Origin of the sequence: Dyella solisilvae, assembly GCF_003351225.1 — a bacterium.
GTDB lineage: Bacteria > Pseudomonadota > Gammaproteobacteria > Xanthomonadales > Rhodanobacteraceae > Dyella > Dyella solisilvae.
This window is the reverse complement of the sequence record NZ_QQSY01000002.1, coordinates 1113465-1129964: the sequence shown is the minus strand read 5'-3', so window position 1 is coordinate 1129964 and position 16500 is coordinate 1113465. Positions and strand designations below refer to the sequence as shown.

Annotated in this window: 16 protein-coding genes; 7 read left to right on the top strand and 9 right to left on the bottom strand. The window is 66.5% G+C overall.

Features of this window, described 5'->3' with window-relative positions:
* Positions 1 to 285: 285 nt before the first annotated feature.
* Positions 286 to 1497, bottom strand: a complete 1212-nt coding sequence (gene tyrS, locus DVT68_RS12080; RefSeq protein WP_114825288.1) for a tyrosine--tRNA ligase — start codon at positions 1495 to 1497, stop codon at positions 286 to 288.
* A gap of 183 nt (positions 1498 to 1680) precedes the next feature.
* On the opposite strand from tyrS, the gene DVT68_RS12075 reads away from it, so the two are divergent.
* Positions 1681 to 3120 (top strand): OapA family protein, encoded by a 1440-nt coding sequence (locus DVT68_RS12075; RefSeq protein ID WP_114825287.1) that lies wholly within the window; start codon positions 1681 to 1683, stop codon positions 3118 to 3120.
* A gap of 5 nt (positions 3121 to 3125) precedes the next feature.
* The gene (locus DVT68_RS12070) at positions 3126 to 4244 is read left to right on the top strand and encodes an anhydro-N-acetylmuramic acid kinase (protein ID WP_114825286.1); all 1119 of its coding nucleotides are present in this window, start codon (positions 3126 to 3128) and stop codon (positions 4242 to 4244) included.
* On the opposite strand, the gene DVT68_RS12065 is transcribed toward DVT68_RS12070, so the two are convergent.
* From DVT68_RS12065 to DVT68_RS12055, 3 genes are all read right to left on the bottom strand, one after another.
* A complete protein-coding gene (locus DVT68_RS12065; protein WP_114825369.1) occupies positions 4241 to 4540 on the bottom strand; it encodes a hypothetical protein in 300 nt (99 codons plus the stop codon). The genes DVT68_RS12070 and DVT68_RS12065 overlap by 4 nt on opposite strands.
* A gap of 99 nt (positions 4541 to 4639) precedes the next feature.
* Positions 4640 to 5959, bottom strand: coding sequence for an AmpG family muropeptide MFS transporter (locus DVT68_RS12060; protein WP_425477486.1), 1320 nt, complete (start codon positions 5957 to 5959; stop codon positions 4640 to 4642).
* Positions 5949 to 6719 carry an exodeoxyribonuclease III gene (locus tag DVT68_RS12055; protein WP_114825285.1) on the bottom strand — a complete coding sequence of 257 codons (771 nt, stop codon included), beginning with the start codon at positions 6717 to 6719 and terminating at the stop codon, positions 5949 to 5951. The genes DVT68_RS12060 and DVT68_RS12055 overlap by 11 nt, the downstream gene beginning before the upstream one ends.
* Positions 6720 to 6764: 45 nt before the next feature.
* Here DVT68_RS12055 and DVT68_RS12050 point away from each other — a divergent pair, with 45 nt between their 5' ends.
* From DVT68_RS12050 to DVT68_RS12040, 3 genes are all read left to right on the top strand, one after another.
* On the top strand, positions 6765 to 7262 hold the full coding sequence (locus tag DVT68_RS12050) for a GNAT family N-acetyltransferase (RefSeq protein ID WP_114825284.1): 498 nt from the start codon (positions 6765 to 6767) through the stop codon (positions 7260 to 7262).
* 23 nt (positions 7263 to 7285) lie between these two features.
* The gene (pyrE, locus tag DVT68_RS12045) at positions 7286 to 7933 is read left to right on the top strand and encodes an orotate phosphoribosyltransferase (protein ID WP_114825283.1); all 648 of its coding nucleotides are present in this window, start codon (positions 7286 to 7288) and stop codon (positions 7931 to 7933) included.
* Between the two features lie 111 nt (positions 7934 to 8044).
* Positions 8045 to 8686 carry a DUF4124 domain-containing protein gene (locus DVT68_RS12040; RefSeq protein WP_114825282.1) on the top strand — a complete coding sequence of 214 codons (642 nt, stop codon included), beginning with the start codon at positions 8045 to 8047 and terminating at the stop codon, positions 8684 to 8686.
* A gap of 85 nt (positions 8687 to 8771) precedes the next feature.
* Here the strand turns inward: DVT68_RS12040 and DVT68_RS20715 are convergent, their stop codons facing one another.
* From DVT68_RS20715 to DVT68_RS12015, 5 genes are all read right to left on the bottom strand, one after another.
* Entirely contained in the window at positions 8772 to 11087 is a 2316-nt protein-coding gene (locus tag DVT68_RS20715; RefSeq protein WP_114825281.1) for a phosphomannomutase/phosphoglucomutase, read from the bottom strand.
* A 67-nt stretch (positions 11088 to 11154) separates the two neighbouring features.
* Positions 11155 to 11610 (bottom strand): dUTP diphosphatase, encoded by a 456-nt coding sequence (dut, locus tag DVT68_RS12030; RefSeq protein WP_114825280.1) that lies wholly within the window; start codon positions 11608 to 11610, stop codon positions 11155 to 11157.
* Entirely contained in the window at positions 11607 to 12812 is a 1206-nt protein-coding gene (gene coaBC, locus DVT68_RS12025; protein ID WP_114825279.1) for a bifunctional phosphopantothenoylcysteine decarboxylase/phosphopantothenate--cysteine ligase CoaBC, read from the bottom strand. The genes dut and coaBC overlap by 4 nt, the downstream gene beginning before the upstream one ends.
* 84 nt (positions 12813 to 12896) lie before the next feature.
* Positions 12897 to 13796, bottom strand: a complete 900-nt coding sequence (locus DVT68_RS12020) for an SDR family oxidoreductase (protein WP_114825278.1) — start codon at positions 13794 to 13796, stop codon at positions 12897 to 12899.
* 53 nt (positions 13797 to 13849) lie between these two features.
* A complete protein-coding gene (locus DVT68_RS12015; RefSeq protein WP_114825277.1) occupies positions 13850 to 14590 on the bottom strand; it encodes an SDR family oxidoreductase in 741 nt (246 codons plus the stop codon).
* A 118-nt stretch (positions 14591 to 14708) separates the two neighbouring features.
* Here DVT68_RS12015 and DVT68_RS12010 point away from each other — a divergent pair, with 118 nt between their 5' ends.
* Positions 14709 to 15614, top strand: a complete 906-nt coding sequence (locus tag DVT68_RS12010; protein ID WP_114825276.1) for a LysR family transcriptional regulator — start codon at positions 14709 to 14711, stop codon at positions 15612 to 15614.
* 106 nt (positions 15615 to 15720) lie between these two features.
* Positions 15721 to 16389 carry a RadC family protein gene (radC, locus tag DVT68_RS12005; protein WP_114825275.1) on the top strand — a complete coding sequence of 223 codons (669 nt, stop codon included), beginning with the start codon at positions 15721 to 15723 and terminating at the stop codon, positions 16387 to 16389.
* Positions 16390 to 16500 lie beyond the last annotated feature (111 nt).

The following is a 16500-nucleotide window of genomic DNA, read 5'->3' as shown; positions in this document are numbered from 1 at the left end:
TCACTTGCTGACCGTTTCCGTTTCAGCGCTGGAACATTTCGTTCCGAGTGAGCCGCTCATCTTACATCGTTTTTCCTGTCCGTCAACACCGTGTTCGAAGAATTTTCGTTTTCGATGTTGCCGTCCGGAGGGCGATGCCAGCGGCGGGAGGCGAATAATAGGCATGCCCCCCACCTTTGACAAGCAATTTCTGAAATTATTTTTCGCGTTTCGCGTAAAGCGTTGTTCTCACGCGAAACTCTTTTCATTTTTCGATCGCGACGACGTTGCGTCGTCGCGACGAACTCACGCTTGAGTCAACAACACGCGAGCGAAGTTGCGCTTGCCGATCTGCAAAACCCCCTCGAATCCCGGGGTAAACACGCGCTGTGCATCTTCGACCACTTCCGCATCGATGCGCACGGCGCGTTCTTTCAGCTTGCGGTTTGCCTCTGCATTGCTTGGCGTGAGGCCTGCCGCAGTAAGTAGTGCAGCAAGGCGCAGCCCTTCCGCGGGCACTGCAATTTCAGTGAGCGGCAACAGACTGGTGTCGCCTTCACCGCGCACGACGGCGTGCCAACCGGCAATCGCCTGCTCTGCAGCGGCCGCATCGTGGAAGCGCGTGGCCAGTTCGCGCGCGAGCTTGAGCTTGGCGTCGCGCGGATTAAGCGCGCCACTGGCCACTTCCTGCTTCATGCGCGCGATGTCGTCCATCGTGGTCTCGAAGCTGAGCAGTTCGAACCAGCGCCACATCAGCTCATCGCCGATCTTCAGCGTCTTGGTGACGATGTCGATCGCAGGCTCATTGATGCCGATGTAGTTGCCCAGGGACTTGGACATCTTGTTGACGCCATCCAGGCCTTCGAGCAGCGGCATGGTCAGCACGATCTGCGGCAGCTGGCCGTGGTGTTCCTGCAGGGCGCGGCCCATCAACAGATTGAACTTCTGGTCGGTGCCGCCGAGCTCGACGTCGCACTTGAGCGCCACCGAGTCGTAGCCCTGCACCAATGGATAGAGGAACTCGTGGATGGCGATCGGCTGCTGCCCGGCGAAGCGCTTGGAGAAGTCGTCGCGTTCGAGCATGCGCGCCACGGTGTGCTGGGCGGCGAGCTTGATCATGTCGGCGGCGCTCATCTGGCCGAACCACTCGGAATTGAAGCGCAGCTCGGTGCGCTCCTTGTCCAGCACCTTATAGACCTGCTCGGCATAGGTCTCGGCATTGGCCAGCACGTCCTCGCGGGAAAGCGGCTTGCGCGTGACGTTCTTGCCGGTCGGGTCGCCGATCATGCCGGTGAAGTCGCCGATCAGGAAAATCACCTGGTGCCCCAGGTCCTGGAACTGGCGCATCTTGTTGAGCAGCACGGTGTGGCCCAGGTGCAGGTCCGGCGCAGTCGGATCAAAGCCCGCCTTGATGCGCAGTGGGCGACCGAGCTTGAGGCGCTCGACCAGCTCTTCCTGCTTGATGATCTCGTCGGCGCCGCGCGAGATGGTGGCCAGCGCTTGCTCAAGCTCGTTCATGTATTCCTCAAATTTTCGTTGTCTGGACGTCACCGGAAATCATAGCTTCCCGGGGCATTCCGTTAATTGTGTGTTAACCAAAAAGATCGTGCAACCCATTGATGGAAAAGGCGTTGACGCTCTCTGCACAAGCTCGCTATGGTACGCGCCAATTAGAAATTTGGTACCTGGGGAACACCGGGCATGGGTGAGAGAAACGAGATCGCGCGTTCAGCGCGCAAACTGGCCATGCGTCGAAAGGCGCAGCGTCGCCACTCTCACTTTTATGAACGTTGCGCCCACTGGTCCTTTGGTTGCAATGGTGATGCGGAGCCGATTCGCTGGCATCGCGAGCGCTGGATGCTCGCCGGCACCGCGCTGCTGATCACCGCCGTTTCCGGCTTCCTTATTCCTGCCTGGGCCAGCGCCATGCGCCCGGACACCACGTCCACCGCGCACGCCGTGCTGCCGCTCGCCCTGCCCAAGGCCGCGCCTGAAGTGGTGCGCACGCCCACCGTCGAAGACTGGCACATCGTGCAGGTGCAGCCGGGCCAGACACTGTCGGACCTGTTCCAGAGCCAGGGCCTTAGCCTCACCGACGTCCAGCACGTAGTCGACCAGTCGGGCGACGCCAAGGCGCTGCACCACATCAGCCCGGGGCAGGAGTTCGATTTCCTGCTGGACAGAAACGGCAGCCTCAAGGGCATCCGCTTCGACAAGGATGAAGCGAACCGCACCATCATGCGTTTCGATGGCGACAAGGCCACGGTGACCGCGCAGACCCGCGAGGTGGATCACCGCGAGCACGTGGCGCACGGCACCATCGACAGTTCGCTGTTCGCCGCCGGCTCCAAGGCTGGCATGAGCAACCAGATGGTGCTCAAGCTCGCTGAACTCTTCAAATACGACATCGACTTCGTGCAGGACCTGCGCGAAGGCGACAGCTTCACGGTGATCTACGACGACGTGTACCGCGACGGCGCCTACCTGCATGAGGGCGACATCGTGGCGGCGGAGTTCGTCAACCAGGGCGACCGCTACACCGCGTACCGCTTCAAGAAGGAAGACGGCAGCTACGGCTGGTTCAGCGAGGACGGCCGCCCGATCCAGAAGTCGTTCCTGCGCATCCCGGTCGATTTCACGCGCATCTCCTCGCAGTTCAGCGCCGCGCGCATGCATCCGATCCTGGGCCTGATGCGCGCTCACAAAGGCGTGGACTACGCGGCGCCCACCGGCACGCCGATCCATGCGGCGGGCGATGGCGTGATCAAGTACAAGGGCTGGATGAACGGCTACGGCAACTTCGTGATCATCCAGCACAACGGTTCGATCAGCACCGCCTACGGCCACATGTCCAAGTTCGGTCCGGAAAAAGTCGGCCAGCACGTAAGCCAGGGCACGGTGATCGGCTATGTCGGCATGACCGGCCTGGCCACCGGCCCGCACCTGCATTACGAGTTCCGCGTCAACGAGGTGCAGCGTGACCCGCAGACGGTGACGCTGCCCAAGCCCGAGCCGCTGCCCGCCGCGCAGCTGGCCAAGTTCAAGTCGCAGGTGGTGCAGCCGCAGCTGGCCCGCCTGAAGAGCCTGGACGCCAATATCAAACTGGCCAAGGCCAGCGGCACGAAACGTAACGACGACTGATCACCGTGAACGATGCTTCGGCGCTTTACCTCGGCCTGATCTCGGGCACCAGCGCCGACGGCATCGATGCCGCGCTGGTGCGCTTCGCGGACGGCGCCCCACAACTGGTGGATGCGCTGACGCACCCGTGGCCGCATGCGCTGCGCGCACGCATCCTTGCGGTGGCCCAGGACGAAACCCGGCTCGACCTCGATGCCTACGGCAGGCTGGACGTGGCCATCGGCGCATGTTTTGCCGACGCGGCGAACGCGCTGCTGGCGCGCAACGAACCCCAGCGTGACGCAGTGCGGGCGATTGGCTCGCACGGGCAAACGCTGCGCCACCGGCCTGCTGGCGAACATCCTTTCACGCTGCAGGTGGGTGACCCTTCGGTGATTGCCGAACGCTGCGGCATCGACGTGGTCGCCGATTTCCGTCGCGCTGACGTCGCAGCCGGTGGCCAGGGCGCGCCCCTATTGCCGGCGGTACACGCCATGCTGTTGGCGCAGCCCCGGCGCACGCGTGTAGTCCTCAACCTGGGCGGCATCGCCAACATCACCGTGCTAGCCGCGGATGGCGGCGTGTTTGGCTTCGATACCGGTCCCGCCAACGGGCTGATGGATGCGTGGAATCTGCAGCACCACGGCAGGGCCTATGACGCCGGCGGCGCCTTCGCCGCATCCGGTCGGGTCGACGCAGCGCTCCTCGACGAACTGCTGGCCGACCCTTACTTCGCGCTTGCGCCGCCAAAGAGCACCGGGCGCGAACATTTCCACCTGGGTTGGCTTGCCTCCCACCACCGGGCGTCCGCCGTGGCTGCCGCCGACGTGCAGGCCACGCTGCTGGAGCTGTCGGCACGCAGCGTCGTTGACGCGATCGATCGCCATGCAGCGGATGCGGCGGACGTATTGGCCTGCGGCGGTGGTGTGCACAACGGCGTGCTGATGCGACGCCTTGAGGAACTGCTCGCACCCCGCGTGCTCAGCAGCACCGCCGACCACGGCGTGGATCCGGATTATCTGGAAGCAACCGCGTTTGCCTGGCTGGCGCGCCAGCGCCTGCTTGGCCTGCCGGGCAACCTGCCCGCGGTCACGGGAGCGCGCGGCCCGCGTGTGCTCGGCGCGGTTTACCCAGCGCCACGCTAGTTGTCGTCTTCCAGCGGCAGGTTCACCCGCGCCAGCTGGGTGGCCGGCGTGCGCGACAGCGCCTGCACCGCTTCCTGGAAGGCAGCCTTCTCCTTGGCATCCCATTGGCCGGCTAGCGTGGTCAGGTCACCGGGATCGAGCATGGTTTCTGCAAACAGGTTGGTCGAAGCCATGCCGAGGCCATGCCGCAGTGCGTGCAGCACCACGTCATTGATCGACCACTGCCGCTCCTTGGCGAGCGCCTTGATGCGCTCGGCCATGAGACTGTCGATATGGCGTATGACGAGGTCCGGCACGGACACTCCCTCCTGCAAGTCATAAGCCCCCTGTGGCACACATCTTGTCACAGGCCAACGGTCGAGTGAATCGACCGCTTGGCTGATGCACGTTATGCGTTATTCCGCCTTGTCCGCGTTGGTCGCGGTCGGCTGGTCATGGCTGAAACGCGGCCACAGGTAGGTGAACAGCAGCGTGGCCGGAATCACGGAGACCACCGTCAGGACAAAGAAGGAACCGTAGCCCGTCGCGCTGGCGATGCCACCGGCGAAGAAACCCAGGAGCTTGCCCGGCAGGTTCACCAGCGAACTGAGCAAGGCGTACTGCGTGGCCGTATGCTGGCGGTTCACCAGCGACGACAGGAAAGCCACCGTGGGCGGCCCGAAGAACCCTTGCGTGAAGTTGTCTCCGGAAATCACCAGGGTCAGTACCAGCAAGTTGCCCGGATGGGCGATGAGCCAAAGGAACAGGAGATTGCTCAGGCCAATGGCCACCATGCCGACGCCCAGGACCCGCCATGCGCCCCAACGCGCCACGGCCGCACCGGCCACGAAGGCGCCAACGATGCCAACCCAGATGCCGTAGATCTTGGTCACCGTGCCGATCTCGGTCTTGCTGAAGCCCATGTCCCGATAGAACGGACTCATCACGCCACCGATGGTGGCCTGCTCGGGAATCTTGAAGAGCAGGACGAACAACAGCGTCACCAACGCCAGCCACCAGCCGTAGCGACGGAAGAAGTCGGCAAATGGGTCGACCACGCTCTCGCGCATGGCCTCGCCCCAGCCGCGCGGCGTATGGCGCATCACCTGCGGTTCGGCTGCCCACAGCGTCGTGCCGATGGGAATGACCATGATCGCCGCCAGCAACAGGTAGACCCGTGTCCACGACATGTGGTCGGCAAGGATGAGGGCGAACGCACCGGCCACGATCAGCGCGATGCGATAACCCAGCGCATAGGTCGCCACCAGTGCGCCCTGCTCCGAAGTGGGCGCGATCTCGATGCGATATGCATCGACAGCGATGTCCTGGGTCGCCCCGAAGAACGCCACCACCAGCGTGGCGCCCACGAACGGCGCCAGGTTAAGTGGCGTGAGCACGGCCATGCCGAGCAGGCCCGCCAGGACGCCAAGCTGCGCGAACAGCAGCCAGCCGCGTCGCTGCCCCAGCCGGCAGAACAGCGGCAGCTTCCAGTGATCCAGCAAGGGCGCCCACAGGAACTTGAACGCGTAGGTCATGCCCGCGCTCGCGATCATCGTGATGTCCTTGAGCTCGATGCCGTTTTCCTTGAGCCAGTAGGCCAGCGTGCCGGCGACCAGCAGGAACGGCAGGCCCGAGGAAAAGCCGAGCAGGAACATCGTCCACGCGGCGGGCTGCGCGAAGGCGTGCCACACCGAGACCTTGGCCGGCTTCTTCACCGGCGCCGGCTCAGTCGGCATAGTCGACCGTATAAGGTGCGTGGTCGGAGAACCGCTCGTCGCGATAGATCGCGCAGCGCTTCAGTCGATCACGCAGCGACGGCGTGACGATCTGGTAGTCGATGCGCCAACCCACGTCGTTGGCGCGCGCGTTGCCGCGGTTGGACCACCAGGTGTAGTCCTGGCCCTTGGGATGGAGCGTGCGGTAGCTGTCCACCCAGCCATGCTTCTCGACCAGATCGTTGAGCCAGCCGCGCTCTTCCGGCAGGCAGCCGGAGTTCTTCTGGTTGGAGCGCCAGTTCTTGATGTCCAGCTCGCTGCGCACGATGTTCCAGTCGCCGCACAACACGTAGTCGCGGCCGCTCTTCATCCACTTGGCGAAGATCGGCGAGATCCAGTCCATCACTTCGAACTTGAACTGCTGACGCTCCTCGCCGGACGAGCCCGACGGCACGTACAGCGACACCACGCTGAGCTTGCCGAAGCGCGCCTCGATGTAGCGCCCCTCAGTGTCGAACGGCGCCCAGCCCAACTCGGTCAGCACCTCGTCCGGTTCGCGCTTGGCGTAGATCGCCACGCCGCTGTAACCCTTCTTGCTGGTGGCGTCGCGGTAGAAGCAGTGGTGGCCGTCGGGCCGGAACATGGCGTCGGTCAGCTGGTCTTCCTGCGCCTTGGTTTCCTGCAGGCAGACCACATCGGCCTTCTGGTGACGCAACCACTCGAACACACCCTTGGTGCCGGCCGAGCGGATGCCGTTGGCATTGAGACTGATGATGCGCATGTCAGGGGCGCCCTAGCTTCCGTTGGATGGGCCATCATAGCAATCATGACTGACCGCCCTGACATCCAGGTCGTACCCGTGGATGCGCCGCTTCGTCCGGCCTTGCTCGCGCTTGGCGTTCACGACGAGCAATACGCCTTCGTCGGCCGCGTCGCCGATTCACTGGCCGACGCCGAGAGCTGCGAAGGCAGCGAGCCCATGGCTGTCCTTTGCGATGGCGAGCCCATTGGTTTCTATCGCGTGGAAAAGCACGCCCGCACGCTCGCCGGCGTCGACTTCGAGCACCCCACGCTGGGACTGCGCTCGTTCTTCATTGATGCGCGCTGGCAAGGCCGTGGACTGGGCCGGCTGGCGCTGATGGCCGCCATGCGCGACATGGCGCTGCGCCATCCGATGGCGCGCGACGTGGCCCTCACCGTGAACCTGCGCAACGCGCCGGGTCTGGCGCTTTATCTGCGCGCCGGCTTCCGGGAGACCGGCGGGCTGTACCATGGCGGGCGTTCCGGGCCGCAGTACCTCATGCTGTGCGCCCTGCCCCGTTGAATCCGATCAAGAGAAGAACCGCCGTGCACGACTACCAGCGCGATTTCATCGAACTCACCCTGCAGCGCGAAGTGCTGCGCTTTGGCGACTTCACCCTCAAGTCCGGTCGCCAGAGCCCGTATTTCTTCAACATGGGCCGGATCGATTCGGGCGCCGCGCTGGCCCAGCTGGGTCGCGCCTACGCAGAAGCGGTGGTGCATTCGGGCATTGAGGTCGACATGTTGTTCGGCCCGGCCTACAAGGGCATCGCCCTGGCCGCCGCCACCGCCATCGCGCTGGCCGACCGGCATGGCCGCGACCTGCCTTGGGCGTACAACCGCAAGGAGGCCAAGGACCACGGCGAAGGCGGCGTGCTGGTCGGCGCACCGCTCAAGGGCCGCGTGCTGATCGTGGACGATGTGATGACCGCCGGCACGGCAGTGCGCGAGTCGCTCGCGCTGATCCGCGCGCAGGGCGCCACCCCGGCCGGCGTGCTGATCGCGCTCGATCGCCAGGAGCGCGGCCAGAGCGCGCTGTCGGCGGCGCAGGAGGTGACGGCCGAGTTCGGCATTCCGGTGATCGCCATCACCAGCCTGGGTGATGTGCTGTCGTATGCTGGCGAGCGCCCCGAGCTCGCCAGCGAGCATGCGCGCCTGCTGGCCTATCGCCAGCAGTACGGCGTCGGCGGCTGATCGCCGGGCAGCGTTGGCGATACCGGTCACATTGGCGACAGGCTGGGCATGGCAACGTTTAGGGCATCGCCGCGGCGCCGGCTATACTCGGCCGACAAGGGGGATTTGTTGATGCGTAAAACGATTTTTGCCGTCGCCGTGCTGGCGATGGCGACCGGCGTGCAGGTGCAGGCCCAGACCAAGCAGCCCAGCTATCGTTATCGTTGGACAGATGCCAGCGGCCTGCCGCATTACAGCGACAGCCTGACGTCGGATGCCATGAAATTCGGCTATGACTTGGTCAATGACCGCGGTCTGGTGGTGCAGCATGTCGATCGCCAGCTCAGTCCGGAGGAACGCGCCGCCGCGCAGAAGGCGGCCGAGCGGCAGGCTGCGCAGGATAAGGCGGAGCTGGAGCGCAAGCGCCAGGATTCTCAGGTCCTGTCTGCCTATCCCACTGAGGATGCTTACAAGATCTCGTTGCAGCAGAACCTGGACCACATCGATCAACAGATCGAGACCACGCGCGCCAATCTCCGGACCCAGGAGAAAGCGCTCACCGACCTGCTGACGCGCGCCGGCGACCTTGAGCGGGCCAAACAGCCGGTACCCAAGTTCCTCAACGACAGCATCGCCAAGCAGCGCGACGTGGTGTCCCACCAGCGCAGCCTGCTCGACCGGGAAGAGAGCGCGCGGGATGCCGCCGCCAAGAAAAATGAGCAGGACCTTCAGCGCTATCGCGAACTGAAGGCTGCACAGGCCAAGGCGCAGTAAGCAAAGCAACTCTGCGGCTCGAACAACGCGCTGGCCCATGGGCCGGCGCTCACCCAAAACCCCGGTCACACCGGGGTTTTCATTTTCAGAACGGCAGCTTCAGTGCGGGATCGACCGCACGCAATTGCTGACGGAAAAGTTGCTGGATGCGCTGGAGCGCCGGCTCGTTGTCCGCATCGAAGCGCAGCACCAGGATCGGCGTGGTGTTGGAGGGACGCACCAGGCCCCAGCCATCCGGCCAGTCGGCGCGCACACCATCGATGGTGGTGAGCGTGGCGTCGCCGAAGTGGGCCTTCTGGCGGAACGCCTCGATGAAGCGGTAATGCGCGCCCTCGGCCATCTCCACCTTCAGCTCCGGCGTGGACACGCCCTTGGGGCAGCTGGCGAAGATCTCTTCCGGGCTGCGTTCTTCCAGGTCGCCCGCGAGGATTTCCATCAGGCGCGCGCTGGCGTAGATGCCGTCGTCGAAACCGTACCAGCGCTCCTTGAAGAAGAAGTGGCCGCTCATCTCACCGGCCAATTCGGCGCCGGTCTGGCGCATCTTGGCCTTGATCAGCGAGTGGCCGGTGCGCCACATCATCGGGCTGCCGCCGGCGTCGAGGATCTCGCCCTTCAGATGGCCGGTGCATTTCACGTCATAGATGATGGTGGCGCCCGGCTGGCGCGACAGCACGTCGCGCGCAAACAGCATCAGGGTTCGATCGGGGAAGATGATTTCGCCTTCCCGGGTGACTACGCCCAGGCGGTCGCCGTCGCCGTCGAAAGCCACGCCGAGATCGGCGCCGGTCTGCTTCACCGCAAAGATGAGGTCTTCCAGATTGTGCGGGTCGGACGGATCGGGGTGATGGTTGGGGAAGGCTCCATCCACGTCGCAGTAGAGCGGGATCACCTCGCAGCCGATGCCCTCGAGCACCTGTGGCGCCACGGCGCCCGCGATGCCATTGCCGCAATCGACCACCACCTTGAGGCGGCGCTCGGCCTGCACGTCGGAGGTGATGCGTTCGATGTAGTCGGGCAGCACGTCCACGTGCCGCAGGTTGCCTTTGCCGCCGCGCTCGAGCTTGCCGCTGCTGATGCGTTCGTACAGATCCTGGATGGCCCCCTCGGACAAGGTCTCGCCACCCACGACGATCTTGAAGCCGTTGTAGTCCGGCGGATTGTGGCTGCCGGTGACCGCCACACCGCAGCCGGTGTTGAAGCGGTAGGCCGCGAAATACACCACAGGGGTGGGAACCGCGCCCACGTCGATGACATCGACGCCGGCTTCGCGCAGGCCGTCTGCCAGGGCGCCGGCCAGTTCCGGCCCGGACAGGCGGCCATCGCGGCCCACTACGGTTTCCAGCAGGCCCTTCTCCCGCATCAACGTACCGATGGCCTGTCCAAGCAGGCGGGCCACGTCCTTGGTCAGCGTCTTGCCGACTACGCCGCGCACGTCGTAGGCGCGGAAGATGGACGGATCCACCGTGACAGGGGCGGGAGGCGCCGCCACCCGGCGCGGTGGGGCGGCGGGCTGCTCCGGTTCGGGCGGGTTCGCCAGCAGCTCGGAGAACACCGGCTCGTCCGCGGCCGCTTGCTGGCGCCGGGGATGGGCGCGCAGCCAGAACAGGTACACGCCGCCGCCGATGCCGAGCAATCCCAGCAGTCCGGTCAACGCCCACTGGCGGGGCAGTACGATGTAGGCCTGCGGCAGGGCCGCCACCACGCTCAGAGTCGTACCTTCCACCGGTACACCCGTGGACTCGCGTACGGCCGAAGCACTGCCCGTCGCCAGCAACCGGAGGTCGCCACGGTCATCGCCCTGGCGCAGCTCAAGTCGACCGCCTTCGGGTGAAATCAATTTGAAACTTGCCTCCACCGGTGCGAACGGCAGCGCCGCCCACACCCAGGCTTGGGGATGCGCGGCCGACCCGACTGGCGCCACCACGCTGAGCACTCGGCCGCCGCGGCTATCTGGGACAGTCTGCGCCAACGGTTTGCCGTCGGCTGACTGCGCCGCCATCAGTTGCGCTGCCTTGCCGTAACCGAAGGCACGGAAATTCGCATGAAGCACTTCATCGAGACTGCCGCTGTAAATATCCACCGCCAAGGCTTGGGGAATCAGCGGGCGCAGCGTGGCGGCGCCCTGCGCGGGGTCGGCGACCAGCGCGACTGGATCCGTGGCGCTTACCGCGGCCTCCACCTGCCCCCGCTTATGTGCGATCTCCGCCCTCACGGCCTCGACGGCCTGCCTCTGCGCCGCATGCACTCGCCCGGCGGCGTTGCCCTCGTCGACGATCTGCCAGGTCTGCCAGAGGCAAAACACGCCCGCGAGCACCAGCAGGGTGCCCACCACCAGCGGCAGCAGTCGCTGCCAATCGATGCTTGCCAAGGACGGCCGCCCGCCCAAGCTGATCTTCACCATGCCCTGTCCCCAAACAGGAAGTTCATGTCGCACGGTATCGGGCGCCGATTGCGCCCGTCCGGCGCGCCTAATTGACCCCGGTCGATCCAAAACCGCCCTCGCCCCTCTGCGACGGCGCGAACTCCTTGACCACCTTCAGCCGCGCCTGCGCCACCGGCACCAGCAGCAGCTGGGCGACGCGATCGCCTACTGCGATGGTGTACGGCTGCGAGCCGCGGTTCCAGCACGAAATCATCAGCGGGCCCTGGTAGTCCGCGTCGATCACGCCGACCAGGTTGCCCATCACCAGCCCATGCTTATGGCCCAGGCCTGAGCGCGGCACGATCAGCGCGCACCAGCCCGGATCGCCGATATGGATCGCCATGCCGCTGGGCACCAGCGCACTCTCGCCCGGCTGCAGGGTCAGCGGCGCCTCGATGGCGGCGCGCAGGTCCATGCCCGCGCTGCCGGCGGTGGCCGGTTGTGGCAATTCGATGGTGTCGCCCAGGCGGGGGTCGAGGATCTTCAGCTCTACCTCGATCATCCGCGCACCGCCTGGTAACGCTCGGCGATCCTCGCGACCAGCTGGTGCGCCAGCTCCGTCTTGGAGGCGCGCGGCAGCTCGATGGCTCCCTCGGGACCATACAAGGTGAGCGCGTTGTCGGCAGCCTCGAAGCCGAGGCCGCCGCCGACCTGGTTGGCGGCGATCATGTCCAGTCCCTTGCGCTTGAGTTTGTCGCGCGCATAACGCTCGACATCATGCGTTTCCGCGGCGAAGCCGACCAAGAAGGGGCGCACGGTTTGCGCAGCCAGCGTGGCCAGGATGTCGGGATTTTCGGCCAGGCTGAGTTCCAGCGCGGCGCCGTCGTGCTTCTTGAGCTTGTGATCGGCTACCTGCGCCGGGCGATAGTCGCCCACTGCCGCGGCGGCGATATAGATGTCGGCGCCGGCGGTGGCGTCCACCACCGCATCGCGCATCTGGGCGGCGCTGCGCACGTCGACGCGACGCCCGACGCCCTGCGGGGTGGCCAGGCTCACCGGGCCGGCCACCAGGGTGACCTCGGCCCCCGCCTGCGCGGCGGCCTCGGCCACGGCGAAGCCCATGCGGCCGGAGCTGCGGTTGCCGATGAAGCGCACCGGATCGATGTCTTCGTAGGTCGGCCCGGCGCTGACCACCACCTTCAGGCCGCGCAGCACCGGCTTGCCGAACGAGGCCGCCAACGCTTCGCGCAGCTCCATCGGTTCGAGCATCCGGCCCGAGCCGATGTCGCCGCAGGCCTGGTCGCCGGAAGCGGGCCCCAGCAGGTACACGCCACGCTGGCGCAAGGTATCGACGTTGGCCTGCACCGCAGGATGGGCCCACATCTGCTGGTTCATCGCCGGGGCGACATAGAGCGGCGCCGCGCTGGCCAGGCAGACCGTGGTCAGCAGGTCGTTGGCGAAGCCGTGCGCCAGGCGCGCGATCAGGTCGGCGCTGGCGGGGGCGATCAGGATGCGTTCGGCCCAACGCGCCAGCTCGATATGGCCCATGGCCGCTTCGGCTTCCGCATCCCACAGGCTGGTGCGCACCGGCTGGCCGGACAGGGCCTGGAAGGTGGTGGCGCTGACAAAATGCGTGGCGCCTTCCGTCATCACGACGCGCACCTCGGCGCCGAGGTCGCGCAGCCGGCGGACCAGCTCACAGGACTTGTAGGCGGCGATGCCGCCGGACACGCCCAGCAGGATGCGGCGTTGGGCAAGACTCATGGTGTTTGGGCCTGACAACCGTTTGGCTGGGTAGCTTACCGGAATCGCCAGTATGGCTCGGCTCAATGCTCGCAGGCGGCGGGCTCAGGCCGTGACGCGGGGATGCAGCACATCGTCCAGCCCGATACGGCGCAGCAGCTCCGCCCGCACCCGATCGGCCATGCGGTTGACGACCTCGGCGCCATCCTGCGAGGGATCGACATGCACGCGGAACGGCCGCCGCCCGAACGGCGCCTGCACCACGGCCACAATGGCCTCGGCGACTGACTGCGGGTCGGCGTCGGCCGGTTCCAGCGCCGCCAGTCCCTTCAGCGCCACCTCGGCCAGATCGGCCGTGGGGCCCTCGGCGTAGGCCTTCGCCACCGCCTCGTCCGCAGGGGCGCCGGCATGCAAGAAATGGTTGGTGCCCTGGGTGAACGCGCCGGGCACCAAGATCGACGTCTCGATGCCCCAGCGCGCCAGCTCGCCGGCATAGCTCACCGCCAGCGCATCCATGCCCGCCTTGGCCGCGAAGTAAGGCGCGAGGTAGGGCGGCGTGCCGCCACGGGTGCTGCTGGAGGACACCCACAGCAGGAGGCCACGCCCCTGCCGGCGCAGATGCGGCAACGCGGCGCGGTTCACACGCTGGGTACCAAGCACGTTGACGTCGTAAAGCGCGGCGAACTGCTCGGGCGTGAAGGCCTCGGCCGGCCCGTAGGCCATGTGGCCGGCGTTGTGCACCACCACGTCCAACCGGTCATGCGCGGCCACGATATGGGCGATGGCGGCATCGACCGAGGCCTGGTCCGCCACATCCATCTCGATGGCGCGCAGGTCGACACCGTGCCGTTGCGCATAGGCGTGCAGTTCCTGGGCGCGCGGCGCATTACGCCCCGCGGTGTCGCGCATGCCCGCATAAACGGTATGGCCGGCGTGGGCCAGGGCGCGCGCAGCCATCAGGCCGAATCCGCTGGAAGCGCCCGTAATGACGATGATCTCGTTCATGGAAGTCTCCGGAAACATCGACGCCACGCGAGGGCGGCGCCTGAAGCAAACATTCAGACCAGACCGCCATTGGCGCGCAGGACCTGGCCATTGACCCAGCCGCCGTCGGGGCCGGCGAGGAAGGACACCACGTTGGCGATATCCTCCGGCTGCCCCAGCCGTTCCAGCGGGGCGGCGCGCGCCAGCTGGTCCACCAGCTCGGGCGACTTGCCCTTGAGGAACAGCTCGGTGGCGGTCGGGCCGGGGGCCACGGCGTTGACCGTGATGCCGCGCCCGCGCAGCTCCTTGGCCATGACATGGGTCATCGCTTCCACACCGGCCTTGGTGGCGGCGTAGATCGCGTAGGTCGGCAGGTAGGTGCCGACGATGCTGGTGGAGAAGTTGATGATGCGACCGCCTTGGCGCAGGCGCTTGCCTGCCTCGCGCATGGCGTTGAAGCTGCCCTTGAGGTTCACGGCGATGGTGCGGTCGAACAGGTCGTCATCGGCTTCGGTTATCGGCGCCAGATGCATGATCCCGGCGCTGTTGACCAGTACATCAACCTCGCCGAAGGCGGTCTCGGCCGCGTCGAACAAACGCCGAACCGCGGCCGGATCAGCGACGTCCGCCTGTGCGGTGAGCGCCCGGCCACCGCCGGCCTCGATCTTGCGCGCCAGCGATTCGGCCGCAGCGGCGTCGCCGGCGTAGTTGATGACGACGACAAAGCCTTCGCGCGCCAGCCGTTCGGATACCGCCGCGCCGATGCCGCGCGAGCCGCCGGTGACGATGGCCACCTTGGATGGGGATGCAGACATGGGAAGCTTCCTCTCGTGGGAGCCGGCGCCAATGCCGGCAGCGAGAGGATGGACTTTCCTGTGTCACGGATAATCTGCTGAAATCCAGCAACACTATTCGGATAACGGGAATAATGTCGTGGACAAGGTCGACGCCATGCGCCTGTTCGCCCGCATCGTGGAGCGACGCAGCTTCACCCAGGCCGCGCAGGACCTGGAACTCCCACGTTCCACCGTTACCGAAGCGGTCAAGGCGCTGGAGGCGCGGCTGAAGGTGCGCCTGCTGGAGCGCACCACGCGCCAGGTGCGGCCCACCCTCGATGGCGAGGCCTACTACCAGCGCTGCCTGGCCATCCTGGCCGAGATCGAGGAAGCCGAGGCCGCCTTCACCGGCGCCACGCCCAGTGGCCTGTTGCGGGTGGATGTGCAGGGCACACTGGCCCGCCACTTCATGCTTCCCGGCCTGCCTGCTTTCCTCGCGCGCTATCCGGGCATCCAGCTACGCATCGGCGAGGGCGACCGCTACGTCGACCTGGTCCAGGAGGGCGTGGACTGTGTCTTGCGGGTGGGGCAGCCGGCCGACAGCCGCATGGTCGGCCGACGCATTGCGCTGCTGGAGGAAGGCACCTACGCCAGTCCCGACTACCTGGCGCGCCACGGCACGCCCCAAAGCCCGGACGACCTGGCCGGCCACCACATGGTCGGCTTCGTATCGTCAGCCACGGGCGGCGTGTTGCCACTGGAGTGCCGGGTCGGCGGCGAGCTGCGCTACGTCGACCTGCCGCACACGCTGAGCGTGGCCGGGGCCGAGATGTACGTCGGCGCCGCGCGCCTGGGCCTGGGCCTGATCCAGGTGCCCCGCTACCGCGTGCAGCCGGATCTGGCCAGCGGCGCGCTGGTCGAGGTGCTGGCCGACCATCCGCCGGCGCCCTCCCCGGTCTACGTGCTCTACCCACACAGTCGCCAGCTCTCGCCCCGGGTTCGCGCCTTCATCGACTGGATCAGCGCGGAATTCGCCCGACAGCTGCCGCCGCCCCCCGGCTGACGGCCTTGCCAGGCGTCGACTTGCCGACCCGCGGCGGCACGCCGGACAACCGAGCGCGGCGGGAGACGAGTGGGCAAGCAAGGCGTCTCGCCGGCAGCCTGTTCGGATGAGCATTCGTGAATGGCCGGAAGGGGAACGTCCCCGCGAAAAACTGTTGAGCCGGGGCGGCGGCGCCCTGTCCGACGCCGAGCTGATCGCCGTGCTGCTGGGCAGCGGCGTGCGCGGCAAGGACGCCATCGCCCTCGGTCGCGAGTTGTTGGGCAACCGTGGCGGACTCTCTGCGTTGCTGGCCGACCCGTCCCGCGTGAGCCTCCGTGGCATCGGCCCGGCCAAGCGGGCCCGCCTGGTCGCGGCGCTGGAACTGGCCCGCCGCGCGCTGGCCGAACAACTGGCCGAGCGCCCCACCCTGGCCAACCCGCGCGACAGCGGCGACTACCTGCGCGCCCGCCTGCGCCACCTGCCCTACGAAGTGTTCGGCTGCCTCTACCTGGACAACCGCCACCGCGTGCTGGCCTTCGAGGAATTGTTCCGTGGCACCGTGGACGGCGCGAGCGTGCATCCGCGCGAGGTGGTGCGGGCGTGCCTTGCCCACAACGCCTCGGCCGTGATCTTTGCCCACAACCACCCCTCCGGAGTCGCCGAACCCAGCGCGGCCGATCGTCAGATCACCCGCGAATTGCGCGATGCCCTGCAGCTGGTGGGGGTGCGGGTGCTCGATCACCTGGTGATCGGCAGCGGCGAGCCGACCTCGATGGCGGCGCTGGGCCAGCTCTGAGCCGATCCTGAAAAAAACAACGGCGCGGGGGGAGATCCGCGCCGTCTAGCCGTCTTGTGGGGAGAAAGGAGCAACGGCGATCTCCCGTCCCGTCAGCGGGGAGGTGCCGGG